Below are 20,983 nucleotides of genomic sequence, written 5' to 3'. Positions count from 1 at the left end.
CGGTCCACGTAACAGAAACATCGGTTACTGGCAGTGAACGGCTCCGCGGCGGGGCCGCCTCACTCCAGGAGATGGTTGATGGATAGAGGAACCACGGCGTTCATGCTGTGTTGCATCATCGCGCTCACGCTGATGATCCCCGGGCTCGCGCTTTTCTACGGCGGCATGGTGTCGGTGAAGAGCTCGATCAACATGATGATGATGACCTTCGGCGCCGCGGCGCTGGTCGGCGTCCTCTGGGTGCTGTTCGGCTTCTCGATGGTGTTCGGCACCTCCTACGGCGGATTCATCGGCAGCTTCACCGAATTCGACGGGCTGACCGATCTCACCGAGGCGATGACGACCGTCGACGGCCTGCCGATCAGTTTGTTCGCGTTGTTCCAGGCGTTGTTCGCGGCCATCACAGTCGCGCTGGTGTCAGGTGCGGCCGCCGACCGGATGAAGTTCAGCGCGTGGATGGTGTTCGCCGGGCTGTGGGCGGTGCTGGTCTACTTCCCCGCCGCGCACTGGGTGTTCGCGTTCGACGGTGTGGTGACCGAGGATTCGGTCGGCGGCTGGATCGCCAACAAGCTCGGCGCACTGGACTTCGCGGGTGGCACCGCCGTGCACATCAACGCCGGGGCCGCGGCGCTGGCCGTGGCGATCGTGCTGGGCCGCTCCGCCCTGTTCGGCAGCCGCAAACCGCACAACGTGCCGCTGACGCTGCTCGGCGCCGGCCTGCTGTGGGCGGGCTGGTACGCGTTCAACGGCGGTTCGGCGCTGGCCGCGGGCACCGCGGCGTCCATCGTGATGGTGACGACGTTCGTCGCGACCTGCTCGGCGACGCTGGCCTGGCTGGCGGTCGAGAAGTTCAAGACCGGTCACGTCACCGGCGTCGGCGCGGCCTCGGGCGCCATCACCGGCCTGGTCGCGATCACCCCCGCCTGCGGTTCGGTCACCCCGGTCGGCGCGATCTGCGTGGGCGCGATCGCCGGTGCCATCTGCGTGTACGCGGTCGGCCTCAAGGACCGCTTCGGGTACGACGACAGCCTCGACGTGGTCGGCGTGCACCTGGTCGGCGGCCTGATCGGCACCCTGCTGATCGGCTTCTTCGCCAGCGAGACGATGCCCGGCGCCACCAATGGACTGTTCTACGGCGGCGGCATCGAGCAGTTGTGGAAGCAGGCCGTCGCCGCGGGCGCGGTGATGCTGTACTCGTTCGTCGTCGCCTACCTCATCGCCCTCGCGATCAAGAAGACGATGGGCATCCGGATCTCCCCCGACGAGGAGGAGACCGGTATCGACGCCAAGTTCCACCGCGACTCGGCGTACGCGCTGCAGCCCGAGCCCGCCTGATCCGGACCCCGGCCGGCGCGGATGCCTCTGGCCCGCGCCGGCTGGCCCGTTTCCATCGAGTTTCCCTACAGGATACGAAGATTCACCACAGAAGACAGGTTGTGCTGGAATGTCTCACGATCTCGCGACCCTGGCCGAGCAGTCAGGGACCAAGTTCATCCTCGCGTTGTTCGTCGACCTACGCGGAAAGCCCTGCGCCAAGCTGGTTCCCGTCGAGGCGGTCGACCTGCTCGCCACCGAGGGCGTCGGCTTCGCCGGCTACGCCGTCGGCGCGATGGGCCAGGAGCCCAAAGACCCTGACCTGATGGCGATTCCGGACCCCGCGTCGTTCACGCCGGTCCCGTTCATCAAGGACGGCCTGGCGATCGTGCACTGCGATCCGCACGTCGAGGGCGCGCCGTGGCCGTACGCACCGCGGGTCATCCTCAAGACGCTGATCCAGCAGGCCGCCGACGCCGGGTTCGAACCGTGGGTGGGCGCCGAGGTGGAGTACTTCCTGCTGCGCCGCACCGCCGACGGCGGGCTGTGCACGGCCGACGCCCACGACACCGCCGCCCAGCCCTGCTACGACGCGCGCGGCGTCACCCGGATGTATGACCACCTGACCGCGATCTCGACCGCGATGAACTCGCTCGGCTGGTCGAACTACGCCAACGACCACGAGGACGGAAACGGCCAGTTCGAGCAGAACTTCCAGTTCGCCGACGCGCTCACCACCGCCGACCGCGTCGTCACGCTGCGGTATCTGCTGTCGACGATCGCCGCCGAACGCGGCATGGTCGCCACGTTCATGCCCAAGCCGTTCACCGACCGCACCGGCAGCGGACTGCATCTGCACCTGTCGCTGACCAGCGCCGGCACCCCGGTGTTCCCGTCGGAAACCGACGACCGCGGGCTCGGCCTTTCGGAGACCGCGTACGCGTTCCTCGGCGGCATCCTCGAGCACGCGTGCGCCCTGCAGGCGGTCGTCGCGCCGACGGTCAACTCCTACAAGCGGACTCGCGCCACCGCGACCGCCTCGGGAGCGTCGTGGTCGCCGAACACCCCGAGCTACGGCGGCAACGACCGCACCCACTACATCCGCGTGCCCGACGCCCAGCGCATCGAGCTGCGCGGCGGCGACGGCTCGGCCAACCCCTACCTCGCGATCGCCGCGGCTCTCGGTGCGGGGCTCGACGGGATCAAGCGCAGCGCGGACCCCGGAGATATTGGCGCGCAACATCGTTCGCCACTGCCCGCGACACTGCTGCATGCGATCGACGAACTCGAGGGCGATCCCGTCGTCACCGGTGTGCTCGACGCCGCAGGCGAGGGCGTGGCCGCCTACTTCGCGAACCTCAAACGCGACGAGTTCTTCGCCTACCACAGTGCGGTGACCGCGTGGGAGATCGACAACTACCTGACCGCCTTCTGAGAAAGGACCGGCACGATATGTGCGGAATCGTGGGCCTGCACCTGCGAAACCCCGACCTGTACCCCCGGCTGGGTGAACTGCTCACCGGCATGCTCTGCGAAATGGGCGACCGCGGTTCGGATTCGGCCGGGGTGGCCGTGTATGGCGACCCCACATTGTCACCGCCGGGACACGGCTGCGTCTCGGTGCTCGAGGCCGAACCGACCGCCGAGGCGATCGGCCTCGACGTCGCCGTCAGCCGCCACGACGAGACGTTCCTGGTGACGGGCGACATCAATTCCGAGACCCTGCTGGCCGCCGTGCGCGCGGCGTACCCCGGCGCACTGATCGCCGGCTTCGGGGCCGACCTCGCGGTGCTCAAGGGCGTCGGCCACCCGCGCGTGCTGACCGAGAACTGGGGTCTGGCCGACGTGCAGGGCTGGCAGGGCGTCGGGCACACCCGGATGGCCACCGAGTCGGCCGTCACACCCGCGGGCTGCCATCCCTACGCGGTCGGGCCCGAACAGTGCATGGTGCACAACGGGTCGTTCGCCAACCACGCCACCATCAGGCGCGAATTACGCGCGGCCGGAGTCCGTTTCGACAGCGAGAACGACACCGAGGTGGGCGCGCGGTTCATCGCGCACCAGCTGGCGCAGGGCCGCGACGTCGAATCCGCGCTCAAGGAGCTGTGCGCGGTGTTCGACGGGTTCTACACGCTGCTGGTGTCCAACCGCGATTCGTTCGCGGTGGTGCGCGACGCGATCGCTTGCAAACCCGCGGTGATCGCCGAGACCGCCGACTGGGTGGCGATGGCCAGCGAGTACCGCGCGCTGGCCGGCCTGCCCGGCGTCGGCGCGGCCAAGATCTGGGAGCCCGAACCGGAGGTGGTGTACGCATGGACACGGTAGTGGCTTACGACCTGGCCGCCACGCCGCTTCGCGAGGTCAACACCGCCCTGCACGCGCCCGGCCTGTCCGGTGAATTCGTGATCACCAATCCCGCTGGCGCACACAACGTCGCGGTCGGCCTCAACGCACCGGTGCGCGTGACGATCGACGGGCACGTCGGCTACTACGCCGCCGGGATGAACCAGCGCGCCGAGGTCACCGTCAACGGCAACGCGGGCACCGGCGTCGCGGAGAACATGATGAGCGGCGTGGTCTGGGTCAAGGGCAACGCCTCGCAGTCGGCGGGCGCCACCGCGCACGGCGGGCTGCTGGTTATCGAGGGTGACGCGGCCGCGCGCTGCGGCATCTCCATGAAGGGCGTCGACATCGTGGTCGGCGGCAACATCGGACACATGAGCGCGTTCATGGCGCAGGCCGGCCGCCTGGTCGTGCGCGGCGATGCCGGGGAGGCACTCGGCGACTCGATCTACGAGGCCCGGCTCTACGTCCGCGGTGACGTCGCATCGCTGGGCGCCGACTGCGTGCCCAAGCCGATGCGCGCCGAGCACCACGCCGAGTTGCGGAAACTGTTGTCATCGGCAGGCTTTCACGACGACGACACCGCCGACTACACCCGCTACGGCTCGGCGCGCTCCCTCTACCACTTCCACACCGACAACGCTGCGAGCTACTGATGACCAACTGGGCACTACGCGAATCCGCCACCTTCGACCGCTCCACGATCGCCGCGATCCAGCGGGCCGCCGACACCGGCATCTACGACATCCGCGGCTGGGGCGCCAAACGGCCGCTGCCGCATTTCGACGATCTGCTGTTCCTCGGCGCGTCGATGTCGCGCTATCCGCTGGAGGGCTACCGCGAGCGCTGCGACACCGACGTCGTCCTGGGTGACCGGCACGCCAAACACCCGCTGCACCTGGACATCCCGGTCACCATCGCCGGGATGTCGTTCGGCGCGCTGTCCGGCCCGGCCAAGGAGGCGCTCGGCCGCGGCGCCAGCGAGGTCGGCACGTCGACGACCACCGGCGACGGCGGCATGACGCCCGAGGAGCGCGGCCAGAGCAAGTACCTGGTCTACCAGTACCTCCCGTCGCGCTACGGGATGAACCCCGACGACCTGCGCAAGGCCGACGCGATCGAGGTGGTGCTCGGTCAGGGCGCCAAACCGGGCGGCGGCGGAATGCTGCTGGGCCAGAAGATCTCTCCGCGCGTGGCCGGGATGCGCACGCTGCCCGAGGGCATCGACCAGCGCTCGGCCTGCCGGCACCCGGACTGGACCGGCCCCGACGACCTGACCATCAAGATCAACGAGTTGCGGGAGATCACCGACTGGGAGAAGCCGATCTACGTCAAGGTCGGCGCCACCCGCACGTACTACGACGTCAAGCTCGCGGTGCACGCGGGCGCCGACGTGGTGGTGGTCGACGGCATGCAGGGCGGCACCGCTGCCACGCAGGAGGTGTTCATCGAGCACGTCGGCATCCCGACGCTCGCCGCGGTGCCGGAGGCGGTGCAGGCGCTGCAGGAACTGGGGGTGCACCGGGCCAGGGCGAGCGGAGCTGGCGGAGCGACGGGGAATAACGGAGTGCAATTGATTGTGAGCGGCGGCATCCGGACCGGGGCCGACGTGGCCAAGGCACTGGCGTTGGGCGCCGATGCCGTGGCGATCGGCACGGCGGCGCTGATCGCATTGGGCGACAACCATCCTCGCTACGCCGCCGAATACGAGAAGCTGGGCAGCGCCGCGGGATTCTTCGACGACTTCCAGGACGGTAGGGACCCGGCGGGGATCAGCACACAGGATCCGGACCTGGCGGCGCGGTTCGACCCGATCGAGGGTGGCCGCCGCCTCGCCAACTACCTGCGCGTATTGACGATGGAGGCGCAGACCATCGCCCGCGCCTGCGGCAAGGCGCACGTCTGCCACCTCGAACCCGAGGACCTCGTCGCGGTGACGATCGAGGCGGCGGCGATGGCGCGGGTGCCGCTGGCCGGCACGACCTGGATCCCGGGCTCGTGACCACGGCGGACGTCGTCATCGTCGGCGGCGGGCTCGAGGGCACCGCCGCGGCGTGGGCGCTGAGCCAGCGCGGCATCACCGATGTCGTTGTGCTGGAACGCAACACCGTCGGCTCCGGGATGACCGGCAAGTCCAGCGGCATCGTGCGCTGCCACTACGGCGTCAGCTCGCTGGCGGCGATGGCCACCGTCGGGCTCGAGGTATTCGAGAAAGCCGAGGAAATCTTCGGCGACGACATCGGGTTCCGGCAGACCGGCTACGTCGTCGGCGTCGGCCCAAAGGACGTCGACGCGCTGCGTAAAAGCCTTGCCGCGCAACGGTCCGTCGGGGTGCAGACCGAGGAGATCGACGCCGCCGAGGTGGCGCGGATGTGGCCGTGGGCGGACCTGTCACCGTTCGCGGCGTTCGGTTGGGAGCCCCGCGGCGGCTACGGCGACGCCTATCAGACCGCGCAGGCGTTCGCGGCGGCGGCGCGTGCCGCGGGCGTGCGGATCCGGCAGGGCGTGACCGCGACCGGACTCGTCGTCGACGGCGACCGGGTCACCGGCGTGCGCACCGCCGACGGCGACACGGTGTCCGCCAACACCGTCGTCGTCGCGACCGGCGTCTGGACCAAGCCGTTCCTCGAGCCGTACGGCGTCGACGTGCCGATCCGGGTGGTGCGCGAGCAGATCGTGCTGATCTCACCGGGTGTCGAGGTCGGTCCGGTCCCGGTGTTCTCCGACCTGGTCTCGCTGCAGTACATCCGGCCCGAACTCGGCGGCGAGATCCTGTTCGGCAACAGCGACCTGTCCGACGCCGAGGATGCCGACCCGGACCGCTACCTCAATCGCGCCACCGAGGCGTTCGTGGACCTGACCGTCGAGCGCGTCGGGACCCGGTTCCCGGGATTCACCGACGCGGCGATCACCAGCAGCTACGCCGGCTGCTACGACGCCACCCCGGACTGGAACCCGGTGATCAGCAGGGCCGGCGTCGACGGGCTCGTGGTCGCGGCCGGCTTCAGCGGCCACGGCTTCAAGATCGCGCCCGCGGTCGGCCGGCTGATCGCCGATCTGGTGGTCGACGGGCGCAGCAGCGACCCGCGGATCCCCGAGACCGACTTCCGACTGTCCCGGTTCGCCGAGGGCGATCTGCTGACCAGCCCGTACCCGTACGTGGGCGCGGGACAGATGCGATGATTCCTGTCAGGAAACATGTCTGACGTCCCACTGCTCCGGAACAGGTCCGGCACCGCCCGCGACCGCGACCCGCAGGCCCCCGTCGAGGAACTCGAGATCGAGGCGGCCATCGGGCGCAACGTGCGTCAACTGCGCCTGCAACAGGGGTTGACGGTCTCGGAGATGGCCGCGCGCATCGGCATCTCCAAGGCGATGATGAGCAAGATCGAGAACGCGCAGACGTCGTGCAGCCTGAGCACGCTCGCGCTGCTGGCGACCGGGTTCGACGTGCCGGTGACCAGCCTGTTCCGCGGCGCCGACGTCGAGCGGCCGGCGGCGTTCGTCAAGGCAGGCACCGGCGCGCGCATCGCCCGCAACGGCACCCGCGAGGGCCACGAGTACGAGCTGCTGGGGTCGCTGCGCGGCGAGCACAAGCGCCTCGAGTGCCTGCGGGTGACGCTGTCGGAGAAGAGCCAGACCTATCCGCTGTTCCAGCATCCCGGCACGGAGTTCATCTTCATGCTCGAGGGCGTCATGGACTACAGCCACAGCCGGTCGGTGTATCGGCTCTACCCCGGCGACTCGCTGCAGTTCGACGGCGAGGGCGCGCACGGGCCGGTGGATCTGGTGGAGCTGCCGATCCGTTTCCTGTCGGTGATCGCGTTCCCGGACTCCGCCGTCTGACCGCATTTTGTGGCGCGCGCGGGTGCGGAGTACAGTCGTTCGGGTGCAGCGGGTGCTCCTTCTCGGCAGCCGCGACGGGGTCTGACCAGACCGGCTTCCCGTCGCGGGTGTTCGCGATGCGCCGGTCGAGTCCCGTCTAGAACTCCCGGAGCAATCACCGTGACTACTTTTTCGAAATCCACGCCGGACTCCCCCGACGCCTTCAGTTGGAACTCGGGAGCCCGTCAGATCACCAAACCGGCCGGTCCGCCCCACCCCGGGCAGCCGGCATGGAACACCCAGCGCGCGTCGGCGATGCCGGTCAGCCGCTACCGCAGTTTCGCCGCCGAGGTCGAGAACATCACGCTGCCCGACCGCACCTGGCCGGACAAGGTCATCGACACCGCGCCGATGTGGTGCGCCGTCGACCTGCGCGACGGCAACCAGGCGCTGATCGACCCGATGAGCCCGGCGCGCAAGCGCCGCATGTTCGACCTGCTGGTCCGCATGGGCTACAAGGAGATCGAGGTCGGTTTCCCGTCGGCCAGCCAGACCGACTTCGACTTCGTCCGCGAGATCATCACCACCGGTGCGATTCCCGACGACGTCACGATCCAGGTGCTCACGCAGTGCCGCCCGGAGCTGATCGAGCGCACCTTCGAGGCCTGTGCGGGCGCCCCGCGCGCGATCGTGCACTTCTACAACTCGACGTCGATCCTGCAGCGTCGCGTGGTGTTCCGCGCCGACCGCGACGCGGTCAAAAAGATCGCCACCGACGGTGCCCGCATGTGCGTCGAGGAAGCCGCAAAGTATCCGGATACGTTGTGGCGCTTCGAGTATTCGCCGGAGTCCTACACCGGAACCGAGCTGGAGTACGCCGTCGACGTGTGCAACGCGGTCGCCGACGTCATCAAGCCCACCCCCGAGGCGCCGCTGATCGTCAACCTCCCCGCGACCGTCGAGATGGCCACCCCCAACGTCTACGCCGACTCGATCGAGTGGATGCACCGGCACCTGAGCCCCCGCGACAGCATCATCCTGAGCCTGCACCCGCACAACGATCGCGGAACCGCCGTCGCCGCAGCGGAATTGGGCTATCAGGCCGGCGCCGACCGGATCGAGGGCTGCCTGTTCGGCAACGGCGAGCGCACCGGCAACGTCTGCCTGGTGACGCTGGGCATGAACATGTTCTCCCGCGGCGTCGACCCGCAGATCGACTTCTCCAACATCGACGAGATCCGGCGCACGGTCGAGTACTGCAACCAGCTGCCGGTACACGAACGCCACCCGTACGGCGGCGATCTCGTCTACACCGCGTTCTCCGGCAGCCACCAGGACGCGATCAACAAGGGCCTGGACGCGATGAAGGTCGCCGCCGACGAGGCCGACGCGGACGTTGATGACCTCCTGTGGCAAGTCCCTTACCTGCCGATCGACCCCAAGGACGTCGGCCGCACCTACGAGGCCGTCATCCGGGTGAACTCGCAGTCCGGCAAGGGCGGCGTGGCCTACATCATGAAGGCCGACCACGGTCTGGTGCTGCCGCGGCGGCTGCAGATCGAGTTCAGCCAGGCGATCCAGAAGATCACCGACGGTGAGGGCGGCGAGGTCTCCCCGAAGGAGATGTGGGACGTCTTCGCCGAGGAGTACCTGGCCCCGGTGCGTCCGCTCGAGCGGATCCGGCAGAAGGTGACCGCCGCCGAGGTCGACGGCGGCACCGACACCATCGAGGCGGTCGTGAAGGTCGACGGCGTCGAGCGCGAGATCGTCGGCGCCGGCAACGGCCCGCTCGCGGCGTTCGTCGACGCGCTGGGCGCGATCGGCTACGACGTCTCGGTGCTCGACTACTCCGAACACGCGCTGTCGGCGGGCGAGGAGGCGCAGGCCGCGGCCTACGTCGAGACGTCGATCGGCGGAAAGACCGTGTGGGGCGTGGGAATTGCGACGTCGATCACCACTGCGTCATTGCGCGCGGTGGTGTCGGCGGTCAACCGCGCCGCACGCTGAACGAGGAGACGGTCAGCAGCTGGTCCACAAGACCGGCGGCATCGGTCGACGATGAGGCCGTCCCAGCCCACCCCCGTTGGGCGGCTTGCTGATTTCGTCCATCCTCTCCGGCGCCGTGGTGAAGCCGGCGGTCTCGAACATGAGCGCCGACGGCTTCGCCACGGCCCGGCTGGAATCAGAACAGCGCGTACTGATCGCCGGCGAGCGTGGTGTCGGTGAACTCCTCGATGCCGGTGCCGCCGACCACCCCGTCGAGCAGACGCAGCAGGTCCTCGTCGGCCAGCAGCGGCACCCCGAGTTCGGCGGCGTGGAAACCCTTGCCCTGCTCGGGCCGACTCTCGTTGCAGACCACCAGCGACGTCTCGACGTCGACGATGTCGGTGTAGGCCAGCCCCGCGTGCAGGATCCGCTCGATGAGCTCCTCGTGCGTGCGTTTGACCTCCGCCGACAGCGCCACCCGCATGCCCTGCACCAGCGGCCGGCCCGCGATGAACCGGCCCGGGTTCAGGTACGCGCAGGGCAGCCGCGACGCGACCGCCTTGAGCGGGCGCAGCTCGTCGTGGGTGACCAGGCCGTTCGGCCACGTCCGCCGCGTCACCGGATGCACCGGCAGCCACACCTTGCGTTCACGGGCGCGCACCAGCACCGGCTTGAGGATCTGCGCCAGCACCAGCGCGTCGTCGAGCGCGTCGTGCGGCTTCATCTGGTCCACGCCCCAGTGCGCGGCCAGCGTCTCCAGCCGCAGGTTCTCGGTCCCGAGGTCCAGCCTGCGGGCCAGTTCGACGGTGCACATCACGGTGTCGGTGGGCAACTGCCGGTTCACCAATTCGGCCTCGGCCGCCAGGAACGAATAGTCGAAACCGACGTTGTGCGCGACCAGGGTGCGCCCGTCGAGCAGTTCGACGAGGTGGTCGACGATGTCGGCGAACGTGGGCTGCCCGTCGAGCATCTCCGCAGTGAGGCCGTGCACGTGGGTCGGTCCGGGGTCCACGCCGGGATTGAGCAGGCTGTAGAGGCTGTGCTCGACGTTGCCGTCGTCCCCGAGCGCCAGCGCGGCGATGCTGACGATGCGGGCCTGCCCGGGCCGGAAACCCGAGGTCTCGACGTCCACGACCGCCCAGCCCGCCCCGGCGTCCTCCGCCGGCCGGCCCCAGGACGGGGTGAGCCGGCGACATCCGGGCTGGATCTGGCTCACCTCGTCAGGATGGCACGGTGGTGTGACAAAGCCGGGACCTCGCCGAATCGCCTGCCAGCGTGTCGGCTACCTAAACTGCCGGGGATGGTCACCACTCGAGCACGGGTCGCTCTCGCCGCGGGCGCGGGCGCGCGCTGGGCGTCGCGGGTCACCGGTCGCGGCGCGGGCGCGATGATCGGCGGCCTGGTCGCGCTGGCGCTGGACAAGTCGCTGCTGCGCCAGCTCGGCGGGGGCCGTCGCACCGTGGTGGTCACCGGCACCAACGGCAAGTCGACGACGACGCGGATGGTGGCGGCCGCGCTGCGCACGGTCGGTCCGGTCGCCACCAACGACACCGGCGCCAACATGGACGCGGGCCTGGTCGCGGCGCTCGCGGGCGCCAGGACCGCGCCGCTGGCCGCGCTCGAGGTCGACGAGATGCACGTGCCGCACGTGGCCGACGCGGTCGACCCGCAGGTGGTCGTGCTGCTGAACCTGTCGCGCGACCAGCTGGACCGCGTCGGCGAGATCAACCACATCGAGCGCACGCTGCGCGGCGGCCTGGCTCGACACCCGTCGGCCGTGGTGGTCGCCAACTGTGACGACGTGCTGATGACGTCGGCCGCCTACGACAGCCCGCACGTGGTGTGGGTGGCCGCCGGGGGCAGCTGGGCCAACGACTCGGTGAGCTGCCCCCGCTCCGGGGAGATCATCGTGCGCGACGGGCGCGACTGGCACTCGACGGGAACCGACTTCAAGAGGCCCAGCCCGCAGTGGTGGTTCGACGACACGAACATCTATGGGCCGGACGGTCTTTCGCTGCCGATGACGCTGGCGCTGCCCGGCACCGTCAACCGCGGCAATGCGACGCAGGCGGTGGCGGCGGCGGTGACCATGGGTGCGGACCCGGTGGCCGCGGTCGCGGCGGTGTCCGCGGTCGACGAGGTCGCAGGCCGGTACCGCACGGTGCGGCTGGGCGAGCACACCGTGCGGGTGCTGCTGGCGAAGAACCCCGCCGGTTGGCAGGAGGCGCTGTCGATGGTCGACAAACACGGTGCGGGCGTGGTGATCTCGGTCAACGGCCAGGTGCCCGACGGTGAAGACCTGTCGTGGCTGTGGGATGTGCGCTTCGAGCATTTCGAGGACACCCAGGTGGTGGCGGCCGGCGAGCGCGGCACCGACCTCGCGGTCCGGTTGGGTTACGCCGGCGTCGAGCACACGCTGGTGCACGACACGATCGCGGCGATCGCGTCCTGCCCGCCCGGACACGTCGAGGTGATCGCGAACTACACCGCGTTCCTGCAACTCAACCGCGCACTGGAACGGCGGGGCAACCATGGCTGAGTCGACGGTACGGATCGGTTTGGTGCTGCCCGACGTGATGGGCACCTACGGCGACGGCGGCAACTCGCTGGTGTTGCGGCAACGGTTGCGGCTGAGGGGAATCGACGCCGAGGTCGTCGAGATCACGCTCGACGACCCGGTGCCCGCCGAGCTCGATCTGTACACGCTCGGCGGCGCGGAGGACTACGCGCAGCGGCTGGCGACCAAGCACCTGCTGCGGTATCCGGGACTGCAGCAGGCGGCGGGCCGCGGCGCGCCGGTGCTGGCGATCTGCGCCGCCATCCAGGTGCTCGGCCACTGGTACGAGACGTCGTCGCGGGAACGCGTCGACGGGGTGGGGCTGCTCGACGTCACGACCTCGCCGCAGGAGGAGCGCACGATCGGCGAGGTGGTGTCCGAGCCGCTGCTGCCCGGACTGTCCGAACGGCTGACCGGTTTCGAAAACCACCGCGGCGGAACGATTCTCGGTGCTGACGCGGCACCGCTGGCCAAGGTCGTCAGCGGCGCGGGCAACCGGGCGGGCGACGGGTTCGACGGCGCGGTGCAGGGCAGCGTCGTCGCGACCTATCTGCACGGCCCGTGCCTGGCCCGCAATCCGCAGCTGGCCGACCACCTGTTGGGCCAGGTCGTCGGGGAACTGGCGCCGCTGCCGCTCGACGAGGTGGACCTGCTGCGCCGCGAACGCCTGGCCGCCCCGCGCCGGGTCTGATCACGCGCCTCCCGGGAGTCGCAGCGATGTCCTAGGCGACGAGACTCCGCTTGAACCGCTGCATGTCGTCGAAATCGAGATTGCACCCGCGCGCGATCAGTGCCGCCTCGACCCGAGCGATCACATCGTCGGGGCTGTCCTCGACGATCACCCGGATGACGATCCACCCGAGCGCCTCCAACATTCGCAGTCTCGCGATGTCCTTGACGTACTGCTGCCGGTTCTTGCGGTGGTGATCACCGTCGTACTCGACGGCGACCTGATAATCCCGCCATCCCATGTCCAGCCAAGCGACCGGCCGACTGCCGACGACGACGGGGATCTGGGTTTCCACAGACGGTAGACCGGCGTCGTGCAACCACAGTCGAACTCGAGATTCCGGTATGGAGGCGGCGCCGCCGTCGACGAGCGGAAGCAACTCGTACAGACGCGCCAAGCCGGGGGCTTTCGGGTGCCGCTGACCGAGTTGCGCAACCTCGTCGACGTCGTAGCGCTGATTCCACATGAGCGCGTCCAGCCGGGCTAACGCCTCCGCGCGTTGCAGCCGGCGACCCATGTCGAACGCGGTTCGGACGCGCGACGTCACCGGCAGCCCGCCGATCGTGGTGATCTCGTCGCTGCCGACCGCATCACCGCGGGGAATGAGGCCCGGCTGCGGACGCATGCGCACGCCGACGAGTTCGATCGGCTGCGACGGATCGACCCACGGAGCGCCGTGCAGAGCGGATGCCGCAACTCCCGCGACCACGCCCCTGCGCCGTGACGCCAACCATGCCGCGATCGCCCGATCCCGCAGCGACAATTCCACCCCATCAGGGGCATAGACTCCGCGGAAGACCGGCCGGTAGCACCGCTTCAGTTCGTGGCGGGTCACGCGTCCCGAGGCGAGCGCCTCACTGCCGATGAAGATCTCAGTCATACCGGCATCGTGCACCCGACCACCGACACGTCAGGCTTACAACCCCAAGTCGCGCAGGAACTCCGGCTTGTAGGTCTCGAGGAACATGTATTGCGGTGGCGGCGGCGTGGTCTCGGGCGCATCGTCGGGCACCTCGCGGCCCGTCGTCGGGTCCACCCACTCCTGGCTTGCGGCGTCCCACCGGCTCACGCTGAACTGCGCGTCGACGTGGTCGTCGGCGACCAGCGCGCGCACCGTGCGTTCGGCTTCCTGCGCATCGGCCAGGGTGTGGGTGTAGAGCTGGATGCGGTCGCCGTCGCGGGTGACCGTGACCTGCGAGCCCAGCCGTTTGCGGGCGTCGTCGTCGAGGTCGAGGGTGCGCACCTTGTCCCAGAACGACAGGGCGGCGCCGAGTTCGACCTCGACCTTGAACTCCTCACCCGGCATACATGCCCTCCTCAGGCCATCGCGCGCCGGCCCGCAAGCGCGCGGCCCAGCGTCAGTTCGTCGGCGAACTCCAGGTCGCCGCCCATCGGCAGACCGGAGGCGATCCGCGTCACGGTCAGCCCCGGGATGTCGCGCAGCATGCGCACCAGGTACGTGGCGGTGGCCTCGCCCTCGGTGTTCGGATCGGTCGCGATGATCACCTCGGCGACGTCGACCCCGTCGACCCGCTCGCCGATCCTGTTGAGCAGCTCCCGAATTCGCAGTTGTTCAGGCCCGACCCCCGACAGCGGGTCCAGCGCGCCGCCGAGCACGTGATAGCGGCCGCGGAACTCGCGGGTGCGCTCGACGGCCTGCACGTCCTTGGGTTCCTCGACGACGCACACCAGCGACGCGTCGCGGCGCGGGTCGGAGCAGATGCGGCAGCGGTCGTCGTCGGAGACGTTGCCGCACACCGCGCAGAACTTCACACCGTCGCGCACCTTGTTCAGCACGGCGGTCAGCCGGTCGATGTCGGGCGGCTCCACCGACAGCAGGTGAAAGGCGATCCGCTGCGCGCTCTTGGGCCCGATACCGGGCAGCTTGCCGAGCTCGTCGATCAGATCCTGGACAGGTCCCTCGAACAATTACATTCCCGGCAGACCGAGATTGCCCATGCCGCTGGCCAGCGGGCCGAGCCGGTCGTGGGCCAGGATGGTGACCTGCTTGGCGGCGTCGCCGATCGCGCCGACCACCAGATCCTGCAGCGTCTCGACGTCGTCGGGGTCGACGACCTTGGGGTCGATCGACACCGCGACCACCTCACCGCTGCCCTTCATGGTCACCTGCACCAGGCCGCCGCCGGCCTGGCCGTGCACCTCGGCGTTGGCCAGCGCCTCCTGCGCCTCCATCAGTTGCTGCTGAACCTGCTGCGCCTGAGCGAGCAGCGCGGACATGTCGGGTTGGCCTCCGGGTTGCATGACTGGTCCCCTTGCGTGTTCGTTGCGGTCCGGTATCGACTTGGTCTCGCCTCACCCGCTCGCGGCGGTTTGGTCTTTCAGCCTAGTCGCGATTGCCGCTACGGTGACGCCCGTGCTCGCCCGCCTGCGTGTCGGCCATTTCCTGGTCGCCGGTCTGCTCGTCGTCGCCTCGACCCTCGTCGTCCCCGCGACAGAAGCCGGGGCCGCGCCGAACAGCATCGCGGGCAAGATCGTGTTCCTCGATCCCGGCCACAACGGCGCCAACGACGCCTCGATCAGTAGGCAGGTACCGACCGGCCGCGGCGGCACCAAGGACTGCCAGGCCAGCGGCACCTCCACCGAGGACGGCTTCCCCGAACACACCTTCGCCTGGGACACCACGCTGCGGATCCGGCAGGCGCTGACCAATCTGGGCGTGCGCACCGCGATGTCGCGCGGCGACGACACCGGGCCCGGCCCCTGCGTCGACGAGCGCGCGGCGCTGGCCAACTCGGTGCGCCCCAACGCGATCGTCAGCATCCACGCCGACGGCGGTCCGCCGACCGGGCGCGGCTTCCACGTGCTGTACTCCTCGCCGCCGCTGAACGACGCGCAGGCCGGGCCCGCACCGCGGTTCGCCGCGATCATGCGCGACCAGTTGCAGGCCTCCGGGTTCGTGCCGTCGACCTACATCGGGTCGGGCGGGCTCAACCCGCGCTCGGACATCGCCGGGCTCAACCTCGCCCAGTACCCGTCGATCCTCGTCGAGTTGGGCAACATGAAGAACCCGGTGGACTCCGCGCTGATGAAGACGCCCGAGGGCAGGCAGAAGTACGCCGACGCGGTCGTGCGCGGGATCGCCGGTTTCCTGGGCGCCAGTTAGGCGCGAGTTAGGCGCTTTCGACCTGCGTCTTGAGGTTGTTGAGCACCTCGGCCTGGATCTTGCGCAGCCCGAGCGGGGCGAACGTCTTCTCGAAGAACCCGCCGATCCCGCCGGCGCCCTGCCAGGACGTCTTCACCGTGACCGTCGACCCCGGACCGGCGGGCGCGACGGTCCAGTTCGTGATCATCGACGAGTTCGCGTCCTTCTCGATGACCGTGTGACCCGCCACATCGACGGTCGCCTTGACGTCGCGCACCCGCGACTTGGTCGCCTGCAGCTTCCAGCCGGCGACGGTGCCCGCGCCCTGGCCGCCTTCGAACACCTTGTAGTCGCTGTAGTGCGACGACAGGATCTTCGGGCGCACGGTCGCGTAGTCGGCGACGGCCGCCAGCACGGTCTCCGGCGGCGCGTCGATCGTGACGGTGCTGGATGCGCTGACCTGTGCCATCTCCTGCAAGCTCCTTGTTAGACGGGGTTGTGCGGTCGCATCGGGTGCCACCGCGGACTAGCGTATATGCGTGTCTGTTGCCCGAACCGACGCACGTGCTGTTCAGGCCGCGGGCGTACAGCGGCTCGTGGACAGTTACCGTGCGATACCGCCGGATGCCACCGTCCGCCTGGCCAAACCGACCTCCAACCTGTTCCGCGCCCGCGCCGCGACCAGCGGCAAGGGCCTGGACGTCTCCGGGTTGACCGGGGTGCTGGCCGTCGACCCGGAGGCACGCACCGCCGACGTCGCCGGGATGTGCACCTACGAGGACCTGGTCGCCGCGACGCTGCCGTACGCGCTGAGCCCGCTGGTGGTGCCGCAGCTCAAGACGATCACGCTGGGCGGCGCCGTCACCGGACTGGGCATCGAGTCGGCCTCGTTCCGCAACGGGCTGCCGCACGAGTCGGTGCTGGAGATGGACATCCTCACCGGCACCGGCGAGGTGCTCACCGCGTCGCGTGACCAGCACCCCGACCTGTTCCGGGCGTTTCCCAATTCCTATGGCACGCTGGGCTACTCGGTCCGGCTGAAGATCGAGCTGGAACCGGTGAAGCCGTTTGTGGCGCTGCGCCACCTGCGTTTCCGCGATCTCGACGAACTCGTCGCGACGATGGACCGCATCGTGGACACAGGCGGGTACGACGGCACCCGCGTCGACTACCTCGACGGCGTGGTGTTCTCCGCCGACGAGAGCTACCTGACGCTCGGAATCCAGACCGCGACACCAGGACCCGTCAGCGACTACACCGGCCAGCAGATCTACTACCGCTCGATCCAGCACGACGGCGAGAACGAGAAGCACGACCGGCTCACCATTCACGACTACCTGTGGCGCTGGGACACCGACTGGTTCTGGTGTTCGCGCGCGTTCGGCGCGCAAGACCCGCGCATCCGGCGGTGGTGGCCACGGCGCCTGCGGCGCAGCAGCTTCTACTGGAAACTCATCGCCTACGACCAGCGCTTCAACATCGCCGACCGCATCGAGATCCGCAACGGCCGGCCGCCCCGCGAGCGCGTCGTGCAGGACATCGAGGTGCCGATCGCGCGGGTCCCCGAGTTCCTGCACTGGTTCCTCGACAACGTGCCGATCGAACCGATCTGGTTGTGCCCGTTGCGGCTTCGCGACAACAACGGCTGGCCGCTGTATCCGATCCGGCCCGACCACACCTACGTCAACGTCGGCTTCTGGTCGTCGGTGCCCGTCGGCCCCGACTGGCCGGCCGAGCAGGGCTACACCAACCGGCTCATCGAGGCCAAGGTCAGCGAACTCGACGGCCACAAATCGCTGTACTCCGACGCGTACTACGGCCGCGACGAGTTCGACCAGCTCTACGGAGGCGAAATCTACAAAACCGTAAAAAAGGCCTACGATCCAGATTCACGGCTTCTCGACCTGTATGCGAAGGCGGTGCAACGACGATGACCACATTCAAGGAACAGGGGACCCAGGCTCCCGCCAGGAAGTACACGCTCGCCGAGATCCTCGAGATTTTCGCGGGCGGCCGACTCCCCCTGCGGTTCTCGGCATACGACGGCAGCACGGCCGGCCCCGAGGACGCGCCGCTGGGCCTGGAGCTGTTGACCCCGCGCGGGACGACGTACCTCGCCACGGCGCCGGGTGATCTGGGGCTTGCACGCGCGTATGTGTCGGGTGACCTCGCCACGCACGGGGTGCATCCGGGCGATCCGTACGAGTTGCTGCGGGCGCTCGCGGACAAGATGGATTTCAAGCGTCCGCCCGCGCGGCTGCTGGCCAACATCGTGCGCTCGATCGGCATCGAGCACCTCAAGCCGATCGCGCCGCCGCCGCAGGAGGCGTTGCCGCGGTGGCGGCGGATCGCAGAAGGTCTGCGGCACAGCAAGACTCGTGACGCTGAGGCCATCCATCACCACTACGACGTGTCCAACACGTTCTACGAGTGGGTGCTCGGACCGTCGATGACCTACACCTGCGCGTGCTATCCCGACGCCGACGCCACGCTGGAGGAGGCGCAGGACAACAAGTACCGGTTGGTGTTCGAGAAGCTGCGCCTCAAGCCGGGCGACCGGCTGCTCGACGTCGGATGTGGCTGGGGTGGCATGGTCCGCTACGCCGCCAAGCACGGCGTCCGCGCGATCGGTGTGACGCTGTCCACGGAGCAGGCGGCGTGGGCGCAGAAGGCGATCGACGAGCAGGGCCTCGGTGACCTCGCCGAGGTGCGGCACGGGGACTATCGGGACGTGCGCGAGTCCGGCTTCGACGCGGTGTCGTCGATCGGCCTGACCGAGCACATCGGCGTGCACAACTACCCGGCGTACTTCGGCTTCCTGCGGTCCAAGCTGCGCACCGGCGGGCTGCTGCTCAACCACTGCATCACCCGCCCGGACAACAAGTCGGTGGCGGGTGCCGGCGGTTTCATCGACCGCTACGTGTTCCCCGACGGGGAGCTCACCGGGTCGGGCCGCATCATCACCGAGGCGCAGGACGCCGGCCTGGAGGTCGTGCACGAGGAGAACCTGCGTCACCACTACGCGCTGACCCTGCGCGACTGGTGCCGCAACCTGGTCGAGCACTGGGACGAGGCCGTCGCCGAGGTCGGCCTGCCGACCGCCAAGGTGTGGGGCCTGTACATGGCCGGCTCCCGGCTGGGCTTCGAGACCAATGTGGTTCAGCTGCACCAGGTTCTGGCGGTCAAGCTGGACAGCAACGGCAATGACGGCGGATTGCCGCTGCGGCCGTGGTGGACGGCGTAGGCCGCTAGCTGTCGATGCGGCGCGCGCCCAGCTCGGTCTGAAGGAGCTCCAGCGCGGCTTCCTCGGGGTCGCGGCGCGGGGTGTCGGAGGTGTCGGCGCTGGCCTCGGCCAGCATGTCCTCCTCGTCCTGGTCGCGCTGCGGCGGCGCCGCGTCGTCGCGGGGCGGCGGCTCGGCGGCGGGTGGGGGCGCGGCGCCCGTCTCGCAGCGGATCTTCCAGTTCACCCCGAGGGCGTCCTTGAGCGCTTCGCGGATGACGTCGGCGTTGCGTTGTTCGGAGAGCCGCTTGGCCAGTGGCGCCGACTCGTGGCTGAGCACCAGCGTGTCACCCTCGACGGCGCGCACGATCGCGCCGGAGAGCATGACCTCGGTGGTGCGGCTGCGTTCCCGGACCTTGTCGCGCACCGTCGACCACATGCTGCGCACGGCAGCGGCGTTCGGCTCGCCGGTGACCGCCGCGGGCGGCGGTGCGGTCACCACGGGGTCCGACGGCGGCCGTACCGGCGGCGGCGACGGCGGCTTGGGCTCGTCGGCCGGCTTGGTCTCGACCCGCGGCTCGGGTTTGGGCTCAGGTTTGGGCTCGGGGCGCGGCGGTGGCACGGGCTCGGGCGTCGGCGTGGGTGCCGGCTTGTCGGCGGTCTGGCTCCTGCGGGCGTACTGCTTGGGCGGCGCGCCCGGCTGCCCGACCGCCGCCTCACCCGCCGGGATCGACATCGCCAGCCGCGTCTCGATGCGCTCGACCCGTTGCAGCAGAGCGCTTTCCGTGTCGCTGGCCGAGGGCAGCAGCAGCCGTGCGCACACCACCTCGAGCAGCAGCCGCGGTGCGGTCGCGCCGCGCATCTCGCCCAGGCCGGCGTGCACGACTTCGGCGTAGCGGGTCAGCGTGGCGGTGCCGATGCGGGTCGCCTGCTCGCGCATCCGCTCGAGCACGTCCTCGGGTCCATCAACGACACCGCGCGCGGCGGCGTCGGGCACCGACTGCAGGATGATCAGGTCGCGGAACCGTTCCAGGAGGTCGGTCGCGAACCGGCGCGGGTCGTGGCCGGCGTCGATCACCGCCTCGACGACACCGAACAGCGAGGCGGCGTCGCCGGCCGCCAAGGCGTCGATCGCGTCGTCGATCAGCGCGACGTCCGTCGCACCCAGCAGCGCCAGCGCCCGCGCGTAACTGATGTGGTTGCCCGCTGTGCCTGATTCAGAGCCGGCCAGCAGCTGGTCGAGCACCGAGAGCGTGTCGCGCGGCGAGCCGCCGCCTGCACGGATCACCAGCGGGTACACGGCCTCGTCGACCGCGACGTCCTCCTGCGCGCAGATGCGTTCCAGCAGCGAACGCATGGTCCGCGGCGCCAGCAGCCGGAACGGGTAATGGTGGGTGCGCGACCGGATGGTCGGCAGCACCTTCTCGGGTTCGGTGGTCGCGAACACGAAGATCAGATGATCGGGCGGCTCCTCGACGATCTTGAGCAGCGCGTTGAAGCCGGCCGTGGTGACCATGTGCGCTTCGTCGACGATGAAGATGCGGTAGCGCGACTGCGCGGGCGCGTAGAAGGCGCGGTCGCGGAGTTCGCGGGTGTCGTCGACGCCGCCGTGGCTGGCCGCGTCGAGTTCGACGACGTCGACGTTGCCCGGCCCGTTGGGCGCCAGCGCCACGCACGAGTCGCACACGCCGCACGGCGTCGCCGTCGGCCCCTGCTCGCAGTTCAGCGAGCGGGCCAGGATGCGCGCCGACGACGTCTTGCCGCAGCCACGCGGACCCGAGAACAGGTACGCGTGGTTGATGCGGCCGGACGTCAGCGCCGTCGACAGCGGCTCGGTGACATGTTCCTGGCCGACGACCTCGGCGAAGGTCGCGGGCCGGTACTTGCGGTAGAGCGCCACGGTCA

The 20,983-nt window shown here is 69.5% G+C and carries 20 protein-coding genes; 13 read left to right on the top strand and 7 right to left on the bottom strand.

Annotation, left to right across the window (positions count from 1 at the left end; genetic code table 11):
• The first annotated feature begins 78 nt into the window (after window positions 1-78).
• The 8 genes from BLW81_RS09075 to leuA all read left to right on the top strand — a co-directional run bounded on the left by BLW81_RS09075 (window position 79) and on the right by leuA (window position 9,489).
• A complete protein-coding gene (locus BLW81_RS09075) occupies window positions 79-1,335 on the top strand; it encodes an ammonium transporter (RefSeq protein ID WP_083406877.1) in 1,257 nt (418 codons plus the stop codon).
• A 109-nt stretch (window positions 1,336-1,444) separates the two neighbouring features.
• Window positions 1,445-2,749: a type III glutamate--ammonia ligase gene (glnT, locus tag BLW81_RS09070; RefSeq protein WP_083406876.1), complete on the top strand. Its 1,305-nt coding sequence runs from the start codon at window positions 1,445-1,447 to the stop codon at window positions 2,747-2,749.
• 17 nt (window positions 2,750-2,766) lie between these two features.
• A complete protein-coding gene (locus tag BLW81_RS09065) occupies window positions 2,767-3,639 on the top strand; it encodes a class II glutamine amidotransferase domain-containing protein (protein ID WP_083406875.1) in 873 nt (290 codons plus the stop codon).
• On the top strand, window positions 3,627-4,313 hold the full coding sequence (locus BLW81_RS09060) for a GltB/FmdC/FwdC-like GXGXG domain-containing protein (protein ID WP_083406874.1): 687 nt from the start codon (window positions 3,627-3,629) through the stop codon (window positions 4,311-4,313). Before BLW81_RS09065 ends, BLW81_RS09060 begins: the two co-directional genes overlap by 13 nt.
• Complete coding sequence (locus tag BLW81_RS09055) at window positions 4,313-5,659, top strand: FMN-binding glutamate synthase family protein (protein ID WP_083406873.1); 1,347 nt, start codon at window positions 4,313-4,315, stop codon at window positions 5,657-5,659. The genes BLW81_RS09060 and BLW81_RS09055 overlap by 1 nt, the downstream gene beginning before the upstream one ends.
• Window positions 5,656-6,840: an NAD(P)/FAD-dependent oxidoreductase gene (locus BLW81_RS09050; RefSeq protein ID WP_083406872.1), complete on the top strand. Its 1,185-nt coding sequence runs from the start codon at window positions 5,656-5,658 to the stop codon at window positions 6,838-6,840. Before BLW81_RS09055 ends, BLW81_RS09050 begins: the two co-directional genes overlap by 4 nt.
• A gap of 15 nt (window positions 6,841-6,855) precedes the next feature.
• On the top strand, window positions 6,856-7,503 hold the full coding sequence (locus tag BLW81_RS09045) for a type II toxin-antitoxin system RelB family anti-toxin (RefSeq protein ID WP_083406871.1): 648 nt from the start codon (window positions 6,856-6,858) through the stop codon (window positions 7,501-7,503).
• A 159-nt stretch (window positions 7,504-7,662) separates the two neighbouring features.
• Complete coding sequence (gene leuA, locus BLW81_RS09040) at window positions 7,663-9,489, top strand: 2-isopropylmalate synthase (protein WP_083406870.1); 1,827 nt, start codon at window positions 7,663-7,665, stop codon at window positions 9,487-9,489.
• Window positions 9,490-9,664: 175 nt separating this feature from the next.
• On the opposite strand, the gene BLW81_RS09035 is transcribed toward leuA, so the two are convergent.
• A complete protein-coding gene (locus tag BLW81_RS09035; RefSeq protein ID WP_083406869.1) occupies window positions 9,665-10,684 on the bottom strand; it encodes a DEDDh family exonuclease in 1,020 nt (339 codons plus the stop codon).
• 84 nt (window positions 10,685-10,768) lie between these two features.
• Here BLW81_RS09035 and BLW81_RS09030 point away from each other — a divergent pair, with 84 nt between their 5' ends.
• Both BLW81_RS09030 and BLW81_RS09025 read left to right on the top strand, forming a co-directional pair.
• Entirely contained in the window at window positions 10,769-12,007 is a 1,239-nt protein-coding gene (locus BLW81_RS09030; RefSeq protein WP_083406868.1) for a Mur ligase family protein, read from the top strand.
• Complete coding sequence (locus BLW81_RS09025; protein ID WP_083406867.1) at window positions 12,000-12,716, top strand: type 1 glutamine amidotransferase; 717 nt, start codon at window positions 12,000-12,002, stop codon at window positions 12,714-12,716. The genes BLW81_RS09030 and BLW81_RS09025 overlap by 8 nt, the downstream gene beginning before the upstream one ends.
• Before the next feature lie 31 nt (window positions 12,717-12,747).
• On the opposite strand, the gene BLW81_RS09020 is transcribed toward BLW81_RS09025, so the two are convergent.
• From BLW81_RS09020 to BLW81_RS09005, 4 genes are read right to left on the bottom strand one after another with little or no spacing between them, the layout of a single operon-like run.
• Window positions 12,748-13,635 (bottom strand): type IV toxin-antitoxin system AbiEi family antitoxin, encoded by an 888-nt coding sequence (locus BLW81_RS09020; RefSeq protein ID WP_083406866.1) that lies wholly within the window; start codon window positions 13,633-13,635, stop codon window positions 12,748-12,750.
• A gap of 36 nt (window positions 13,636-13,671) precedes the next feature.
• Window positions 13,672-14,061, bottom strand: coding sequence for a hypothetical protein (locus tag BLW81_RS09015; protein WP_083406865.1), 390 nt, complete (start codon window positions 14,059-14,061; stop codon window positions 13,672-13,674).
• Window positions 14,062-14,072: 11 nt separating this feature from the next.
• The gene (gene recR / locus BLW81_RS09010) at window positions 14,073-14,684 is read right to left on the bottom strand and encodes a recombination mediator RecR (protein ID WP_083406864.1); all 612 of its coding nucleotides are present in this window, start codon (window positions 14,682-14,684) and stop codon (window positions 14,073-14,075) included.
• Window positions 14,685-15,017, bottom strand: coding sequence for a YbaB/EbfC family nucleoid-associated protein (locus BLW81_RS09005; RefSeq protein ID WP_083406863.1), 333 nt, complete (start codon window positions 15,015-15,017; stop codon window positions 14,685-14,687).
• Between the two features lie 112 nt (window positions 15,018-15,129).
• Between BLW81_RS09005 and BLW81_RS09000 the strand changes: the two genes are divergently transcribed.
• Window positions 15,130-15,879, top strand: a complete 750-nt coding sequence (locus BLW81_RS09000) for an Rv3717 family N-acetylmuramoyl-L-alanine amidase (RefSeq protein ID WP_083410411.1) — start codon at window positions 15,130-15,132, stop codon at window positions 15,877-15,879.
• A gap of 7 nt (window positions 15,880-15,886) precedes the next feature.
• Here the strand turns inward: BLW81_RS09000 and BLW81_RS08995 are convergent, their stop codons facing one another.
• Window positions 15,887-16,327: an SRPBCC family protein gene (locus tag BLW81_RS08995; RefSeq protein ID WP_083406862.1), complete on the bottom strand. Its 441-nt coding sequence runs from the start codon at window positions 16,325-16,327 to the stop codon at window positions 15,887-15,889.
• Between the two features lie 70 nt (window positions 16,328-16,397).
• Between BLW81_RS08995 and BLW81_RS08990 the strand changes: the two genes are divergently transcribed.
• Both BLW81_RS08990 and BLW81_RS08985 read left to right on the top strand, forming a co-directional pair.
• A complete protein-coding gene (locus BLW81_RS08990) occupies window positions 16,398-17,792 on the top strand; it encodes an FAD-binding oxidoreductase (RefSeq protein ID WP_083406861.1) in 1,395 nt (464 codons plus the stop codon).
• On the top strand, window positions 17,789-19,102 hold the full coding sequence (locus BLW81_RS08985) for a class I SAM-dependent methyltransferase (RefSeq protein WP_083406860.1): 1,314 nt from the start codon (window positions 17,789-17,791) through the stop codon (window positions 19,100-19,102). Before BLW81_RS08990 ends, BLW81_RS08985 begins: the two co-directional genes overlap by 4 nt.
• Window positions 19,103-19,106: 4 nt before the next feature.
• Here the strand turns inward: BLW81_RS08985 and BLW81_RS08980 are convergent, their stop codons facing one another.
• Window positions 19,107-20,978, bottom strand: coding sequence for a DNA polymerase III subunits gamma/tau (locus BLW81_RS08980; RefSeq protein ID WP_083406859.1), 1,872 nt, complete (start codon window positions 20,976-20,978; stop codon window positions 19,107-19,109).
• Window positions 20,979-20,983 lie beyond the last annotated feature (5 nt).

The organism is Mycolicibacterium rutilum (assembly GCF_900108565.1).
Taxonomy (GTDB): Bacteria; Actinomycetota; Actinomycetes; order Mycobacteriales; family Mycobacteriaceae; genus Mycobacterium; species Mycobacterium rutilum.
The sequence above is the reverse complement of the archived record's forward strand: the minus strand, read 5'-3'. Positions and strand labels throughout refer to the sequence as shown.